The organism is Pseudomonas libanensis, from assembly GCF_001439685.1.
Taxonomy (GTDB): Bacteria; Pseudomonadota; Gammaproteobacteria; order Pseudomonadales; family Pseudomonadaceae; genus Aquipseudomonas; species Aquipseudomonas libanensis.
Genome location: NZ_JYLH01000001.1, coordinates 504,267 through 519,024, shown reverse-complemented (window position 1 = coordinate 519,024; position 14,758 = coordinate 504,267). Strand labels below are relative to the sequence as shown.

Annotated in this window: 13 protein-coding genes; 4 read left to right on the top strand and 9 right to left on the bottom strand. The window is 60.5% G+C overall.

All coding sequences use genetic code 11. From position 1 onward, the window contains the following. The first annotated feature begins 6 nt into the window (after nucleotides 1-6). The 3 genes from ureG (at nucleotide 7) to TU73_RS02200 (ending at nucleotide 2,491) form a co-directional block, all read left to right on the top strand. Nucleotides 7-621, top strand: a complete 615-nt coding sequence (ureG, locus tag TU73_RS02210; protein WP_057010763.1) for an urease accessory protein UreG — start codon at nucleotides 7-9, stop codon at nucleotides 619-621. 22 nt (nucleotides 622-643) lie between these two features. Continuing rightward, on the top strand, nucleotides 644-1,216 hold the full coding sequence (locus TU73_RS02205; protein ID WP_057010762.1) for a HupE/UreJ family protein: 573 nt from the start codon (nucleotides 644-646) through the stop codon (nucleotides 1,214-1,216). A gap of 165 nt (nucleotides 1,217-1,381) precedes the next feature. Continuing rightward, on the top strand, nucleotides 1,382-2,491 hold the full coding sequence (locus tag TU73_RS02200; protein WP_057010761.1) for an AGE family epimerase/isomerase: 1,110 nt from the start codon (nucleotides 1,382-1,384) through the stop codon (nucleotides 2,489-2,491). 109 nt (nucleotides 2,492-2,600) lie between these two features. Here the strand turns inward: TU73_RS02200 and TU73_RS02195 are convergent, their stop codons facing one another. The 9 genes from TU73_RS02195 to amaB form a co-directional block, all read right to left on the bottom strand. Further along, on the bottom strand, nucleotides 2,601-3,506 hold the full coding sequence (locus TU73_RS02195) for a cation diffusion facilitator family transporter (RefSeq protein ID WP_057010760.1): 906 nt from the start codon (nucleotides 3,504-3,506) through the stop codon (nucleotides 2,601-2,603). Nucleotides 3,507-3,696: 190 nt separating this feature from the next. Beyond that, complete coding sequence (locus TU73_RS02190) at nucleotides 3,697-4,464, bottom strand: SDR family oxidoreductase (RefSeq protein ID WP_057010759.1); 768 nt, start codon at nucleotides 4,462-4,464, stop codon at nucleotides 3,697-3,699. A 785-nt stretch (nucleotides 4,465-5,249) separates the two neighbouring features. Beyond that, entirely contained in the window at nucleotides 5,250-5,966 is a 717-nt protein-coding gene (locus tag TU73_RS02185) for an ABC transporter ATP-binding protein (protein WP_046070667.1), read from the bottom strand. Continuing rightward, a complete protein-coding gene (locus tag TU73_RS02180; protein ID WP_057010758.1) occupies nucleotides 5,963-6,838 on the bottom strand; it encodes an ABC transporter ATP-binding protein in 876 nt (291 codons plus the stop codon). Before TU73_RS02180 ends, TU73_RS02185 begins: the two co-directional genes overlap by 4 nt. Next, complete coding sequence (livM, locus tag TU73_RS02175; protein WP_057010757.1) at nucleotides 6,835-8,112, bottom strand: high-affinity branched-chain amino acid ABC transporter permease LivM; 1,278 nt, start codon at nucleotides 8,110-8,112, stop codon at nucleotides 6,835-6,837. The genes TU73_RS02180 and livM overlap by 4 nt, the downstream gene beginning before the upstream one ends. 2 nt (nucleotides 8,113-8,114) lie before the next feature. Continuing rightward, nucleotides 8,115-9,029, bottom strand: a complete 915-nt coding sequence (locus TU73_RS02170; protein ID WP_003188099.1) for an ABC transporter permease subunit — start codon at nucleotides 9,027-9,029, stop codon at nucleotides 8,115-8,117. A 200-nt stretch (nucleotides 9,030-9,229) separates the two neighbouring features. Next, entirely contained in the window at nucleotides 9,230-10,366 is a 1,137-nt protein-coding gene (locus TU73_RS02165) for a branched-chain amino acid ABC transporter substrate-binding protein (RefSeq protein ID WP_057010756.1), read from the bottom strand. Between the two features lie 375 nt (nucleotides 10,367-10,741). Further along, a complete protein-coding gene (gene amaA, locus TU73_RS02160) occupies nucleotides 10,742-12,025 on the bottom strand; it encodes an L-pipecolate oxidase (protein WP_057010755.1) in 1,284 nt (427 codons plus the stop codon). A 102-nt stretch (nucleotides 12,026-12,127) separates the two neighbouring features. Beyond that, nucleotides 12,128-13,618 carry an L-piperidine-6-carboxylate dehydrogenase gene (amaB, locus tag TU73_RS02155; RefSeq protein ID WP_057010754.1) on the bottom strand — a complete coding sequence of 497 codons (1,491 nt, stop codon included), beginning with the start codon at nucleotides 13,616-13,618 and terminating at the stop codon, nucleotides 12,128-12,130. Between the two features lie 153 nt (nucleotides 13,619-13,771). On the opposite strand from amaB, the gene TU73_RS02150 reads away from it, so the two are divergent. Further along, a complete protein-coding gene (locus TU73_RS02150; RefSeq protein ID WP_057010753.1) occupies nucleotides 13,772-14,659 on the top strand; it encodes a LysR family transcriptional regulator in 888 nt (295 codons plus the stop codon). The last annotated feature ends 99 nt before the right edge of the window (nucleotides 14,660-14,758 follow it).

Genomic DNA, 14,758 nt, shown 5'->3' with positions numbered 1-14,758 from the left:
TCAGATATGAACACTCAACCCCTGCGCGTCGGCATCGGCGGCCCGGTGGGCTCCGGCAAGACCGCCCTGACCCTGGCCCTGTGCCTGGCCCTGCGCGATCGCTACAACCTGGCGGTGGTCACCAACGATATCTACACCCGCGAAGACGCCGACTTCCTGGTGCGCAACCAGGCGCTGGCGCCCGAGCGCATCATCGGCGTGGAAACCGGCGGTTGCCCGCACACCGCGATTCGCGAAGATGCCTCGATCAACCTGGAAGCCGTGGACCAGCTCAACCGTCGCTTCCCGGGCCTTGACCTGATCCTGGTGGAGTCCGGCGGTGACAACCTGTCGGCCACTTTCAGTCCGGAACTGTCGGACCTGACCATCTATGTGATCGATGTGTCCGCCGGCGACAAGCTACCACGCAAGGGCGGGCCCGGAATTTGCAAATCCGACCTGCTGGTGATCAACAAGATCGACCTGGCCCCGCTGGTGGGCGCCTCGCTGGAACTGATGAACAGCGACACCCAGCGTATGCGCAACGGCAAGCCCTTTGTGTTCAGCAACCAGAAAACCGGGGTCGGCCTGCAAGAGATCGTCGCCTTTATCGAACGCCAGGGCCTGCTGACCGCTGCCTGATCAACCTATAAGGAACCTGTTCATGAGCCTCAACAAATTCCTCGCCGCGGCCACGCTGCTGCTCGTCCCTGCCCTGGCCTTTGCCCATCCGGGCCACGGCGACAATGGCCTGGTGGCCGGCATCAGCCACCCGCTGGGTGGCCTCGATCACTTGCTGGCCATGGTGGCGGTCGGTCTATGGGCGGCGCAGCAAAAAGGCAATGCACGCTGGGCGCTGCCTTGTGCCTTCGTTGGCACCATGTTGATTGGCGGCGTGCTGGGTTTTGAAGGGCTGCAATTGCCGGCGCTGGAGAGCGGGATTGCCGCTTCGGTGCTCGCCCTGGGCCTGGCCGTGGCACTGGCGGTGCGGCCGCCGCTGTTCATGGCGGTGGGCGCCACGGCATTGTTTGCGTTGTTTCACGGCGTGGCCCATGGCCTTGAACTGCCGGACATGACCAGCCCTTGGGCGTATGCCATTGGGTTTGTGGGGGCGACTGCGGTGTTGCATGCCGCGGGTTATGCAGTCGTGCGCTTTTTGCCAGCTGCCGCAGCGCCGCTGGTGCGAGTGGCCGGGGCGGCTTCGGCAGCGACTGGGGTGTGGTTGTTGGCGGGCTGATTTGCGGCGCTGCTGAGGCCTCTTCGCGAGCAAGCCCGCTCCCACAGTGGGGAATGCGTTCCAACTGTGGGAGCGGGCTTGCTCGCGAAAGCGGCAGCATAAACACCGCCGTACCCAAGCCTGCTACCATGCGCGCCTACACCCCTGCCGTGACGACGCCAGCCAATGCCCATCGCTTCCCCGCCTTCCTTGAACACCGTGCTCACGCACTTCCACGACCTGATCGTGCCCCTCTGGCAAGGCCCAGGCTGGAATGCCGACCTGGCACTGCCCTTCGAGGCGCTGGACGCCGATCACCAGCCGCTGCCCCCGCAACGCTACCGCGCTATGGCCTGCGCCCGGCAGTTGTACCTGTTCGCCAGCCTCATCGGTGAGCCCGGCGCGGCCTTTGCCGAAGAACGTGCGGCGGCGCTGTTCCGTTCCCTGCAGCGGCACTTCCATGATCCCGAGCACGGCGGCTGGTTCTACAGCATCGACCCCGCCGGCCAACCGCTGGACAAACGCAAAGACCTCTACACCCACGCTTTCATCATCTTTGCCTGCGCCCATTACTGGGCCAAGGTGCGCGAACCGCTGGTGGAATCGGTGCTCAATGCCGCCCTGGAAGTCGTCGCCCAGCGCTTTGCCACGGGCGATGGCTTGTATGAGGCCGTGCTGGAGCGCAACTGGGCCTCGCTGGGCTCAGGGCCATTGCAGAACCCATTGATGCACCTGGCCGAAGGTTTCCTTGCGACGCTCGCGGTGCGTGAGGATGCCGAAGTACAGGCGGCCCTGCTGGCGTTGGCGACGGCCATGCAGCAACGCTTCATCGACCGCGAGCATGGCGTGATGATGGAAAAACCGCTGGGGGCTGTGGATAACTGGTTTGAGCCAGGGCACCAGTTCGAATGGTTCTTTTTGCTGGAATCGTCAGAGGTGCTGCGCGGCACGCCGCTGCATGCATCACTGACACGGGCGTTTGCCTATGCCGAAGAAATGGGTGTGGATAAGCTGAGCGGTGCGGTCAGTGGCATGCTTGCGCTGAATGGCACGGTGCGCGATGGCACCCAACGTATCTGGGCTCAGGCGGAGTACCTGCGGGCGCTGACGTTACGACCAGGCAGTGAGGCGGTGCTGCAGCGCCAGTTGCAGGCGTTGCAACAGCGCTTTTTGCATGCCAAGGGTTGGCATGAATGCCTGGATGCCGAGGGTAAGGTGAGCCGGCGGGATATGCCTTCGACTACGCCTTATCATTTGGCGACTTGCTATCAGGGCTTGGTCCAGCATATGGGCTGACCTGCAGGGCGCCATCGCAGGCAAGCCAGCTCCCACAGTGGATAGCGTTCGCACATTTAAATGTGGGAGCTGGCTTGCCTGCGATAGCCTCACCTCGGTCTAACAGCCTTTAGGCAATCCACTTGCGATCTCCGGTAAAACTGATCGTCAACCACCGCGCCGCATCCGCCGCCCCCAGCCCTGTGGATATCTCCTCACGCAGCCCATCAAGGGTGGCGACGTTATCCACCGGGTAATCCGCCGGCAGCACCACATGAATCTCGATAAACCGCGCCCGCCCGTGCTTCTGCACGTAGGACACATAATCGTCGAAACCATGCTTGGCCTGCGCCGCATCCATCACTTCGCGGACCTTGTCGTCCAAGTGATCCGGCGCGATGCCCAACACTTCGCGCAACGCCGGGCGCAGGATCTTGAACGCCGGCGCCAGCATGCTCAGGGCCAGCAGGATCAGGATCAAGGGGTCGACATACACCGCCCACTCGCCATAGCCCTGGGATTTGAGCAACAGCGCGGCAAGGAAGCTGATCAGCAAGCCCACCGACAGCATCGCGTCCACCAGCCAACTGATGTTGTCGAACTGGATCAGCGATGATTTGAGCTTGCGGTTGCGGTAGCGCACATAGAAGAAGTAGGCGAACTCCACGACGGTAAACACCGCCGCATAAACGATCACCAACCCCAACTCGATCTCGCGCCCGCCATTGATAATGCCGAAGACGCCGTTGAGGAACGCGTAGATGGCGATCAACAGCAGAAAACTGCCTTCGATCAACAGCACCATCGGCTCCAGGTGCCAATAGCCGAACTGGAAGCGCTCGTTGCTTTTCTTGGCGATCAGCTTGGCCGTGATCAGCATCAGCACCTTGATGGCGGTGGCGATCAGCGAGAAAAAGCCGTCGAACAGAATGGATTGGGCACCGGATATCACACCCGTGACAATCCCGGCGATCGCCACAGCGAACATCAGGATCGTCGATTGTTTGAGCAGTGCCTGCTCACCTCGGTTACTCACATTGCCTCCTGTCAAAACCTTTGAACCGCTGGGTGCGGTGGGGTTTTCAGGCGCAGAGTGTACCTTATGCCGCATTTTGGCCGTTTTGCCGCCATCGCAGGCAAGCCAGCTCCCACACTCGACCGTATTCCAACATGGGAATGCGGTCGAATGTGGGAGCTGGCTTGCCTGCGATGGCAGCGATGCGGTCTTAGCCTTTGGCCCCACGCTCAATCGCGAACCCAGCCCAAGTCTGGCTCACCGGCATCAGCTCCAAGCGGTTGATATTCACGTGCGCCGGCGTGTTCATCACCCAGAAAATCGTATCGGCAATATCCTGCGGCTGGATCGGCTCGGCACCTGCGTAGGTGGCGTCGTACCGCGCCTGGTCGCCGCCAAATCGCACCAACGAGAACTCGCTCTCACACAGGCCCGGCTCGATATTGGTCACGCGCACGCCAGTGCCTTGCAGATCGCAACGCAGGTTCAGCGAGAACTGCTTCACGAACGCCTTGGAGCCGCCATACACATGGCTGCCCGGGTACGGGTAGTTACCGGCGATGGAACCCAGGTTGATGATCCCGGCGCCACGTCCATGGGCGATCAGGCGCGGCAGCAACAGATTGGTGGTGGTCAGCAGGCCTTTGATATTGGTGTCGACCATGGTTTCCCAATCGTCGAGGTTGCACTTGGGCGCAGGGTCGGTGCCCACGGCCAGGCCGGCGTTGTTGATCAGCCCACGCAGCTTGGCGAACGATGGCGGCAGGTTGGCAATGGCGTCTTCCATGCCCTTGCGGTCACGCACATCCACCACCAGGCCATGCACTTCGGTCTGCTTGGAAAGCTCTTCAACCAGTGCATTCAAGCGCTCGGCACGGCGACCGGTGAGCACCAGCTTCCAGCCGGCTTCGGCAAAACGACGAGCACAGGCTTCGCCGAAACCTGAAGTGGCGCCAGTGATAAATAGCGTGTCGGACATGGTGTTCTCCTTGCGGGCATCGGGGAAAAAAGCAGCCAGCAGAATGCCCTTACACCGCCTTTGCGGCAACTGCTATGCACACACCTTCCCGCATGAATGATCATTTTTTGACCACTTCGAGCAGAGCCTTATAAACCGTGGCTTGCAGCCATATGCGCGCAGGTTATCCACAACTGCGCCCACAGTCTTTGGGGGCAAGTGCAAACTGCTCGAAGCCGCTGTGTACAAGGCTTTCAGGCGGGTCTGGAAAGTTTTTTGCTTGACCTGGACGGGGGCGTATGTAGCCGCTGACATATGCAGAAAACCATAACGATGGCTCCAGGCCAGTCATTCCGGCCCCTGCGGGGGTCTTTCCAGAGTTTAGTCACAGACTTATCCACAGCCTGGACGGACATATTCCGGTCATATACCTGTGTCTTTAAACAGGTTGACAAAACCCTCGGACGGCCGCAAAAAAGCGACTGATCAAAAAACAACCACAAGGCTGTAACCCACGTATTTAAAGGCTTTCAGCCAGCTACTCCCACGTTACCCACAGCCGGTTCCACAGTGGATGGGGACAAGTCAAAACTGTGACAAAACAGCGATTTGCGGCGGCTATATGTCGCGCTTTGGAGGGTGGCTGGATTTGTTTTCCACAATTTGGCATCGGCCTTGTAAACACCACAAAACAAATGTGGGAGCGGGCTTGCTCGCGAAAGCGGTGGGTCAGTTCCAGATGTACTGACTGACACACCGCTTTCGCGAGCAAGCCCGCTCCCACAGGGCCTGCGTCAAATTTTAAACTAGTGACCACCGAGGTAGGCGTTGCGCACTTCCTCATTCACCAGCAGTTCCTTGCCGGTGCCCGTCAGGCGAATCTCGCCATTGACCATCACATACGCCCGATCCGATAACCGCAGCGCATGGTTGGCGTTCTGCTCCACCAGGAAGATGGTCATCCCGGTGGAGGCCAGCTCGCGCAGGGTGGAAAAGATCTGCTTCACCACGATCGGCGCCAACCCCAGGCTCGGCTCATCCAGCAGCAACAGCTTGGGCCGGCTCATCAATGCGCGGGCGATAGCGAGCATTTGCTGTTCGCCACCGGACATGGTCATGGCCCGCTGGTTACGTCGCTCCTTGAGCCTGGGGAACAGCTCGAACATGCGCTGCATGTCCTCGCCGGCAAACTTGTCGCCAATGGGGATGGTGCCCATCAGCAGGTTTTCCTCGACGGTCATGTCGGGGAACACCCGCCGCCCTTCCGGCGACTGCGCAATGCCATTGGAAGCGATGTAGTGGGACGACTTGTGGGTAATGTCGACGCCGTTGTACAGAATCTGCCCCGACTCGGCCCGTGGCTGGCCGAAGATCGACATCAGCAGCGTGGATTTACCCGCGCCATTGGAGCCGATCAGGCTGACGGTTTCGCCTTCGTTGATGTACAGCGAGACTTTCTTCAGGGCCTGGATCGGGCCGTAATAGACGTCCAGGTCCTTCATTTCGAGGATAGGCGCACTCATACCAGCTCCTCTTCGTCCGCGCCCAGGTAGGCGGCAATCACTTTCGGGTCGTTGCGGATCGCCTCCGGGCCGCCTTCGGCGATCACGTTGCCGTGGTCCAGTACCACGATGTGGTCGGAAATACTCATCACCATGCCCATGTCGTGTTCGATCAGCACCACCGTGAGGTCGTGTTCGTCGCGCAGCAGGCGAATCATCGCGCTGAGGGCTTCGGTTTCCTGGGGGTTGAGGCCCGCAGCGGGCTCGTCCAGGCAGATGATCTGCGGCCGCGTGCACATGGCGCGGGCGATTTCCAGGCGGCGCTGCTGGCCGTAGGAGAGCTCGCCAGCCAGGCGGTTGGCACAGTCCACCAGGTCGACCACTTCCAGCCAGTAGAAGGCGTGGTCGAGGGCATCGCTTTCGGCCTTGCGGTAGCCCTTGGTGTTGAGGATGCCGGCGAGCATGTTGCGGTTGACCCACATGTGCTGGGCCACCAGCAGGTTTTCCAGCACCGACATTTCCTTGAACAGGCGAATGTTCTGGAAGGTCCGCGCCAGGCCGGCGCGGTTCACCAGATGGGTACCGCCGAACATCTTGTAGTACACGCGGCTGCAAAAGCTTTTCGGCGACACGAAGTCCACCGCCTTGAAGCGCTCGCCGAGCAGCTGGATTACGTTGGTCTGCTGGCCCCGCACGTTGAGTTCGATCTTGCCGCCGCTGGCTTTGTAGAAGCCGGTGAGGCAGTTGAACACCGTGGTCTTGCCGGCGCCGTTGGGGCCGATCAGGGCGAAGATCGAGTTGCGTTCGACCTTGAGGCTCACATCGCTCAAGGCCTTGATGCCACCGAAGTGCATCATCAGGTGTTCCACGGACAGCACAACTTCCTTGCTCATGGCGCGACTCCTTTACGTGGGGTCACACCGGTACGGCTGATTCGAATCAAGCCCCGCGGTCGCCAGATCATCATCACTACCATCAGCACGCCAAACAGCAGTACGCGGTATTCGGAGAAGCTGCGCAGCAGTTCAGGCGCAACAGTCAGTACGAACGCCGCAATCACCACGCCCACCGTCGAGCCCATGCCGCCGAGCACCACAATGGCCAGGATCAACGCCGACTCGAAGAAGGTAAACGACGACGGGTTGACGAAGCCCTGGTAGCTGGCAAAAAACACCCCGGCCAAACCGGCGGTGGATGCGCCGATGGTGAACGCCGAGAGCTTGACCAGCACGTGGTTCAAACCCATGGAACGGCAGGCAATTTCATCTTCGCGCAAGGCTTCCCAGGCGCGGCCCACCGGCATGCGGGTCAAGCGATGCTTGATGTACAGCACCGCCAGCACCACCAGGAACAGCACGATGTAGATAAACAGGAATTTGATGTTGGGGTTGTAGTCGATGCCGAAGAACTCATGGAACGGCACCCCGCCCTCCTTCGCCCTGCGCCCGAATTCAAGCCCGAGAAAAGTCGGCGATGGTACCGGCATACCATTCGGCCCACCTGTAAACGACAGCCAGTTATTGAGCACCAGGCGAATGATTTCGCCAAACCCCAGGGTCACGATGGCCAGGTAGTCACCGTGCATTCGTAGCACCGGGAAGCCGAGTATGCACCCCGCCAATGCCGCCGCAATGGCCGCCAGCGGCAGCACCGTCCAGAAGCCCAGGCCGAGGTATTGATAACCCAGCGCCAGGCCATAGGCACCGATGGCGTAGAACGCCACGTAGCCCAGGTCGAGCAAGCCGGCCAGGCCCACCACAATGTTCAGCCCCAGGCCGAGCAACACATAGATCAGCCCGAGAATAACCACGGTAAGCAGGTATTTGTTGGCGAAGATCGGGAACACGATGGCGATCACGATCAACGCCGGGATGATCCAGCGCAACCGCGACTTGTAATCCGGCGCCAGCACATGCACGCCCGAACCACTGCTCTCGAAGCCCTGCAGGATCTTCACACCCTTGGGGGTTTGCAGGAACAGGCTGAGGGCAAAGCGCCCGGCCATCACAATGGCGACCAATGTGGCAACGCGCATCGGCTCCAGGTTGAAGCTGTAGCCGTCGAGGACCACGCCGACGATAGGGCCGAACACGATCAGCGAAATCAGCCCGGCGAGGACCGTATCGACCACACTTTTCTTGATATCGATAGATTTGGCAGCAGACATGTTTACACCTTCGCCACGAGTGGGCGACCAAGCAGGCCCTGGGGACGGAAAATCAGAATCACCACCAGCAGGGAGAAACTGAACACGTCTTTGTAGTCAGAGTTGATCAACCCCGAGAACAACGACTCGGAAATACCGAGGATGATCCCGCCGAGCATCGCCCCAGGCAGGGAGCCGATGCCGCCGAGTACCGCTGCGGTAAATGCCTTGATGCCGATGATGAAGCCGGCATAGAAGTCGAAGGTGCCGTAGTTGAGGGTGATAAGCACACCGGCCAGGGCGGCCATGGCAGCACCGATGACAAACACGTAGGAGATCACGCGGTCGGTGTTGATGCCCAGGATCGAGGCCATCTTGCGGTCTTGCTGGGTGGCGCGACACATGCGGCCGAGCTTGGTGTATTTGATGATGTAGGTGAGCAACGCCATGCCGGCGAACGCCGCCACGAGGATGAACACTTTGGTGTAGGTCAGTTGCACGAAGCCAGTGCCGATATCGACGCGCCAGGCGCCGGCCAGCAGGGTCGGGATGCCTTGTTGCTTGGCGCCCTGGGCGATCTGTGCATAGTTCTGCAGAATCAGCGAGATACCGATGGCGCTGATCAGCGGAGCCAGTCGGGTAGAGTTACGCAACGGTTTATAGGCGACACGCTCAATGACCCAACCATAAACGCCGGTGACGACCACGGTGAAGATCAAGGTGCCGAGAATGAGCAGCGGGAAGGATTCGATGCCGAAGTAGGCCAGCAGTGCCAGACTGATCGCCGCGAGGTAAGCGGAAATCATATAAACCTCGCCGTGGGCGAAATTGATCATGCCAATGATGCCATAGACCATTGTGTAGCCGATGGCGATCAGGCCATAGACCGACCCGAGGGTCAGGCCGTTGACCAGTTGCTGCAGGAAAATACCATCCATAACGCAATCTCACGCGGTGAGCACCTGCAACCAATGGGTGTGCGGCGCTTCTGGAGGAAAAAACAGATCGGGGTCAAAACACAGCCCTTATGTGGGAGCGGGCTTGCTCGCGAATGCGGTGTGTCATAAACACATTCGGCGACTGACACTCTGCTTTCGCGAGCAAGCCCGCTCCCACATTGGAACTGTGGTGCTTTTACCTACTTCTGCTTTTCCAGCTGATGGTATTTGCCGTCTTTGTCCCACTGGTAAACCACGTAGTCAGAGACTTTCAGGTCGCCCTTACCGTCCCATTCCTTCTTGCCCATCACCGTCTGGACCGGGTTGGCTTTCAGCCACTTGGCAGCGTCTTCGCCCTTGTTGGACTTGGCACCGTTGAAGCCGGCAGCCAGGGCCTGGATCGAGGCGTAGGCGTACAGGGTGTAGCCTTCAGGCTCGGTGCCGTTTTTACGGAACTCCTCCACCACCGCCTTGCTGTCCGGCAGCAGGCGCGGGTCGGCGCCGAAGGTCATGTACACGCCATCGACGTACTGCGCACCACCGGCAGTCGCCACCAGTTCGTCGGTCACCACGCCGTCATCGGACATGAACTTGACGTCTTTCAAACCGGCTTCACGGATCTGGCGCACCAACGGGCCGGCTTCCGGATGCAAGCCGCCGAAGTACACGACATCGGCGCCCAGGGAGCGGATCTTGGTAACCAGGGCGCTGAAGTCTTTCTCGCCACGGGTCAGGCCCTCTTCCAGCACCGGCTTGACGCCGCGCTTGGTCAACTGCGCCGCAGTGGCATCGGCCAGGCCCTTGCCGTAGGTGTCCTTGTCGTTGATCACCGCGACTTTCTTGCCCTTGAGCACGTCGACAATGTAGTCGCCGGCGACGATGCCTTGTTGGTCGTCACGCCCGCACATGCGGAACATCGCGCTCAAGCCGCGTTCGGTGACTTGGGGGTTGGTGGAGCCCGGGGTGATGGCGATGATGCCGGCCTCGTCGTAGACCTCAGAGGCCGGGATGGTGTTCGAGGAGCAGAAGTGCCCGACCACGCCGATGACTTTGTCCTGGTCCGCGAGGCGGTTGGCAACGGCCACGGCTTGCTTGGGTTCGCAGGCGTCATCGCCGGCAATCAGCTTGATCTGCTCGCCGTTGATGCCGCCGGCCTTGTTGATAACGTCGGCTGCCGCCTGGGCACCCTTCATGTACTGCTCACCGAAAGCGGCGTTGGCGCCCGTCATCGGGCCCGCCACACCAATCTTCACATCGGCTTGAACAAACGTAGAAACACCCAGCGCCGCTGCAACGGCGAGGGCCAGAAAACCTTTCTTGTAAAACGTCTGGGACATGAGTGGTGCTCCGATATTTTTGATTTTTGGCACGACAACTTGCATTCAAACCTTTCACCGAAAGCTCAGAGCAAGCCGCGTGCCATTACGTTTTTATTCTTCAAAAAGACACGGTGTCATTGTTATTACAGGCGTTTAGACGCCTTTTGCCAGGACGTGCAACCGTCTAGCCTCTATAGGTGCAACCAACGGATCAAAAAAGTACAACCTCAACAGGTCGCACCTGCAACCAGAGGGATAAACGACAGTTCCTACACCTGTAACAACGTGCGTAACGGAACTGCACATTTACAGTGCGAGATTGCTACGCCTTGCACCAATACAGATGGGTAGCCTGCTAAGAAAATGCAGGCTTCTGACAGGTATTTTCGCTGATCAGATCACGATCCTCAGGCATTGCCCGGCGTGATACAGCGAGAATCCAGCTTCATACAAGCAGCTGCGCAGGCTTGCCCCGGTCAAGGGTTGCATGGGCGCAAACGGGATCGGCAGGGCCTGGGGATCCTGGTGACACAGATAGTCGGCAAACGCCTTGCCCACCACACTGCCGGTGGTTACGCCACGGCCGTTGTAGCCGGTAACTGCCACTAGCCCGGGGGCCGGTTCAAACAGGCGCATAAGGTGGTCTGGCGTGAAGGCGATGCAACCGGTCCAAGTGCATTCCCACTGCACCGATTTGAGATAGGGAAAGTAGTGCTGCTGCACCCGATCGGCCCACGCCTTGAGAAACCAGGCCGGTTTCTGATTGCCGTTGCCCAGGCTGCCAAGCAACAGGCGCCCATCGGCATCACGACGGATGCTACTCAGTACCTGGCGCGTGTCCCATGAGCCCTGGCCGCCGGGGAGGATCTGCCGGGCGGCGTCGTCGGTCAGCGGCGCCGACGCCACTTGGTAGTAATAGCCGGGGAAGAAATTGCGCCGCAACTCGGTCCATTCGCCTTCGGTATAGGCGTTGGAGGCGATCACCACCTGTGCGGCCTGCACCGCGCCTTCGGCGGTCTGCACCGACCAATCGGCACCTTGGCGCTCCAGCTGGGTGACCGGGGAATGGTCGAACAGCTGCCCGCCCAGCCCCACGGCGGCATTCGCCAAGCCCGTCGTGTAAGCCATGGGGTTCAAGGTGCCGGCACGCCGATCCAGCAACGCGGCAGCGATTTTCATGGTCCCTGTGGCTTGCTCGCATGCTTGCCCGGTCAGTAACTCAACCGGCGCACCACGGCGTTTCCACTGCTCTTCACGGCTGCGCAAATCCGCCTCGCCACGGGCATTGTGGGCCATGTGCAGAGTGCCCTCGCGGCGCAATTGGCAATCGATGCGGTATTTGTCGACCAGGCCGAACACCAGGGACGGCGCCGCGCCCAACATGCGATTGAGCTGGCTGCCCACCGCCGTACCGAAACCGGCTTCGATCTCGTCCGGTGGAATCCACATGCCGGCATTCACCAGCCCGACATTGCGGCCCGAGCCACCATGGCCGGTGCGATGGGCTTCAAGTACGGCAACGCTTTTGCCCTGCTCCAGCAAGTGAATGGCAGCCGACAAGCCGGTGATGCCGGCACCGATCACGCATACATCCACCTTGACCGCACCCTTGAGCGCGGCACGATCCGGCCGGCCAGGGGTGAGTTGTTCCCATAAACATGTTTCGCGCAGTGCCATTGCCAGACTCCGATGAGACCTAACAAACAAATACTCTTTTGAATGGGGAACTCAATCACCTGTGGGAGCTGGCTTGCCAGCTCCCACATTGACCGTGCCAGATCAGTCGAAAGTAATGCCTTGTGCCAACGGTAACTCCAGCGAGTAGTTCACGGTATTGGTCTGCCGGCGCATATACCCGCGCCACGCATCCGAGCCCGATTCACGCCCGCCGCCGGTCTCTTTCTCACCGCCAAACGCGCCACCAATCTCCGCGCCGCTCGGGCCGATGTTGACGTTGGCAATGCCGCAATCGCTGCCCACGGCCGACATGAACTGCTCGGCTTCGCGCACATCGGTGGTGAAGATGCACGACGACAAGCCCTGGGGTACGGCGTTGTTCAAGCGCAAGGCTTCGGCAAAGTCGGTGTAGCCGACCACGTAGAGAATCGGCGCGAACGTCTCGGTACACACCACGTCGCTCTGCTCGGGCATTTCCACGATGGCCGGCGACACGTAATAGGCGTTGGGGAATTGGTCTTGCAACTGGCGCTTGCCGCCGAACACCTTGCCGCCTTCGCTCAAGGCTTGCTCAAGGGCGTCCTGCATGTTGTCGAAGCCCTGCTTGTCGATCAGCGGGCCGATCAGGTTGCCTTCCAGCGGGTGGCCGATGCGCACCTTGGAGTAGGCGGCCTTGAGGCGGGTGACGATGTCTTCCTTGACTGACTCATGGGCGATCAGCCGGCGCAGGGTGGTGCAGCGTTGTCCGGCGGTGCCGACGGCACTGAACAGGATGGCGCGCACGGCCATGTCCAGGTCGGCGCTCGGGCCGAGGATCATCGCGTTGTTGCCGCCCAGTTCGAGGATGCTGCGGGCGAAACGCGCGGCAACTTTGGGCGCCACTTCGCGGCCCATGCGGGTGCTGCCGGTGGCACTGATCAGGGCGACGCGCGGGTCATCCACCAGCGCGGCGCCGGCGTCGCGACCGCCAATGATCACCTGGCTGAGGTACTCGGGGGCACCGTCGAATGTCTTCAATACGCGCTCGAACAGCGCCTGGCAGGCCAGTGCGGTGAGGGGGGTCTTTTCCGAGGGTTTCCAGATCACCGCGTTACCGCACACCAGGGCCAGGGTGGTATTCCACGCCCACACGGCCACCGGAAAGTTGAAGGCGCTGATCACGCCGACCACGCCCAGCGGGTGCCAGGTTTCACGCATATGGTGGCCAGGGCGCTCGGAGGCGATGGTCAAGCCATACAGCTGGCGCGACAGGCCGACGGCGAAGTCGCAGATGTCGATCATCTCCTGCACTTCGCCCAAGCCTTCCTGGGTAATCTTGCCGGCTTCCCATGACACCAGTTCGCCGAGGTCGGCCTTGTATTGGCGCAGCACGTCGCCAAACTGGCGCACCAGCTCGCCGCGTCGCGGCGCCGGCACCTTGCGCCAGGCTTCGAATGCATGCTCGGCGCGACTGACCTGTTGCTCCACCTCGGCGGCGCCTTCCCAGTGCACGCTGCCGATCCGGCTACCATCGATCGGCGAATGCACGGGCTGCTTTCCCGATTGGTACAGCGTCGGGTTTACCCCGAGACGATCAAGCAATGCGGCAACCATGGGTCACTCCTTCAATCTCAAACAGAAAATTCGCGCCGCCACCGACACGGCGATCCAGCGCTTATTTGTAGCTGGCCCAAGACTTGCCAACAAACGACGATTAGGCGAGATATCATTCCGTTTATTCATGCAAAGAATAAAAAGAGGCATGCCGTGCTGAACAAAAGACATTTGCCCTCGATCACTGCCCTGCAGTGTTTCGAAGCCGCCACTCGCCACCTGAGCTTTACCCGTGCAGCCGAAGAGCTGAACCTTACGCAAAGCGCGGTGAGCAAACAGGTGGCACAGTTGGAAGAGCTGCTGCAACACCTGCTGTTTCGCCGGGTACGCCGTCGCTTGCAGATGACCCCAGCGGGTGATCTGTACTTGGTGGAAGTGCGCAAGATCCTCACCCAGGTGGAGATGTCCACCCATTACCTGCGCTCCTACGGCGGCGAGACCGAAGTGCTGCGGGTATCCACGCCCTACACATTCGGTGCGCGCTGGCTGGTGCCGCGCCTCAAGGGTTGGCGCCTGCGCCACCCGCAGATTCACCTGGACCTGTGCAACGAGCAGGAACCTGACGAGTTGCTGCAAGGCAAGGCCGATATGGCGTTCTATTTCGGCCAGGGCGCACGCCCCGGTACCGAGAGCCTGAAGCTGTTCAGCGAAGAGCTTGTGCCTGTCTGTTCGCCCGACAGCCTGCCCGCCCTGCCCTTCACCGACCCCACGCGACTGAGCGAGCTGGTGCTGCTGCAAAACGCCTCGCGGCCCCAGGGCTGGCATGACTGGTTTGCCAGCCAGGGCTTGCATACCGAGCACAGCTACCATGGGCCGCGTTTCGACACCTTCTATATGTGCATCCGCGCCGCGCAGGTGGGCTGTGGCGTGGCGTTGCTGCCGCGCTTTCTGGTGGAGGAGGAACTGGCCGAGGGCAAGCTGGTGATTCCCTGGCAGCATGCAATGCCGAGCCAGGATGCTTATTACCTGGCTTATCCGGAACATTCGGCGGAAGTGCCCAAAGTGCGAGATTTTGTGAAGTGGATGATGGAACAGGTTTAGATATTTTTTGGCTGCACCACCGCCCTCGCAGGCAAGCCAGCTCCCACATTTGGAATGCATTTCAAGTGTGGGAGCTGGCTTGCCTGCGAGGGGGCCAGT

Bases quoted from the DNA above. Each gene is read 5' to 3' on its own strand.
- TU73_RS02170 (WP_003188099.1), bottom strand. From the start codon at position 9,029: ATGGATGGTATTTTCCTGCAGCAACTGGTCAACGGCCTGACCCTCGGG.
- TU73_RS02205 (WP_057010762.1), top strand. From the start codon at position 644: ATGAGCCTCAACAAATTCCTCGCCGCGGCCACGCTGCTGCTCGTCCCT.
- amaB (WP_057010754.1), bottom strand. From the start codon at position 13,618: ATGGTTGCCGCATTGCTTGATCGTCTCGGGGTAAACCCGACGCTGTAC.
- TU73_RS02185 (WP_046070667.1), bottom strand. From the start codon at position 5,966: ATGAGTGCGCCTATCCTCGAAATGAAGGACCTGGACGTCTATTACGGC.
- TU73_RS02200 (WP_057010761.1), top strand. From the start codon at position 1,382: ATGCCCATCGCTTCCCCGCCTTCCTTGAACACCGTGCTCACGCACTTC.
- TU73_RS02165 (WP_057010756.1), bottom strand. From the start codon at position 10,366: ATGTCCCAGACGTTTTACAAGAAAGGTTTTCTGGCCCTCGCCGTTGCA.
- amaA (WP_057010755.1), bottom strand. From the start codon at position 12,025: ATGGCACTGCGCGAAACATGTTTATGGGAACAACTCACCCCTGGCCGG.
- ureG (WP_057010763.1), top strand. From the start codon at position 7: ATGAACACTCAACCCCTGCGCGTCGGCATCGGCGGCCCGGTGGGCTCC.
- TU73_RS02180 (WP_057010758.1), bottom strand. From the start codon at position 6,838: ATGAGCAAGGAAGTTGTGCTGTCCGTGGAACACCTGATGATGCACTTC.
- livM (WP_057010757.1), bottom strand. From the start codon at position 8,112: ATGTCTGCTGCCAAATCTATCGATATCAAGAAAAGTGTGGTCGATACG.
- TU73_RS02190 (WP_057010759.1), bottom strand. From the start codon at position 4,464: ATGTCCGACACGCTATTTATCACTGGCGCCACTTCAGGTTTCGGCGAA.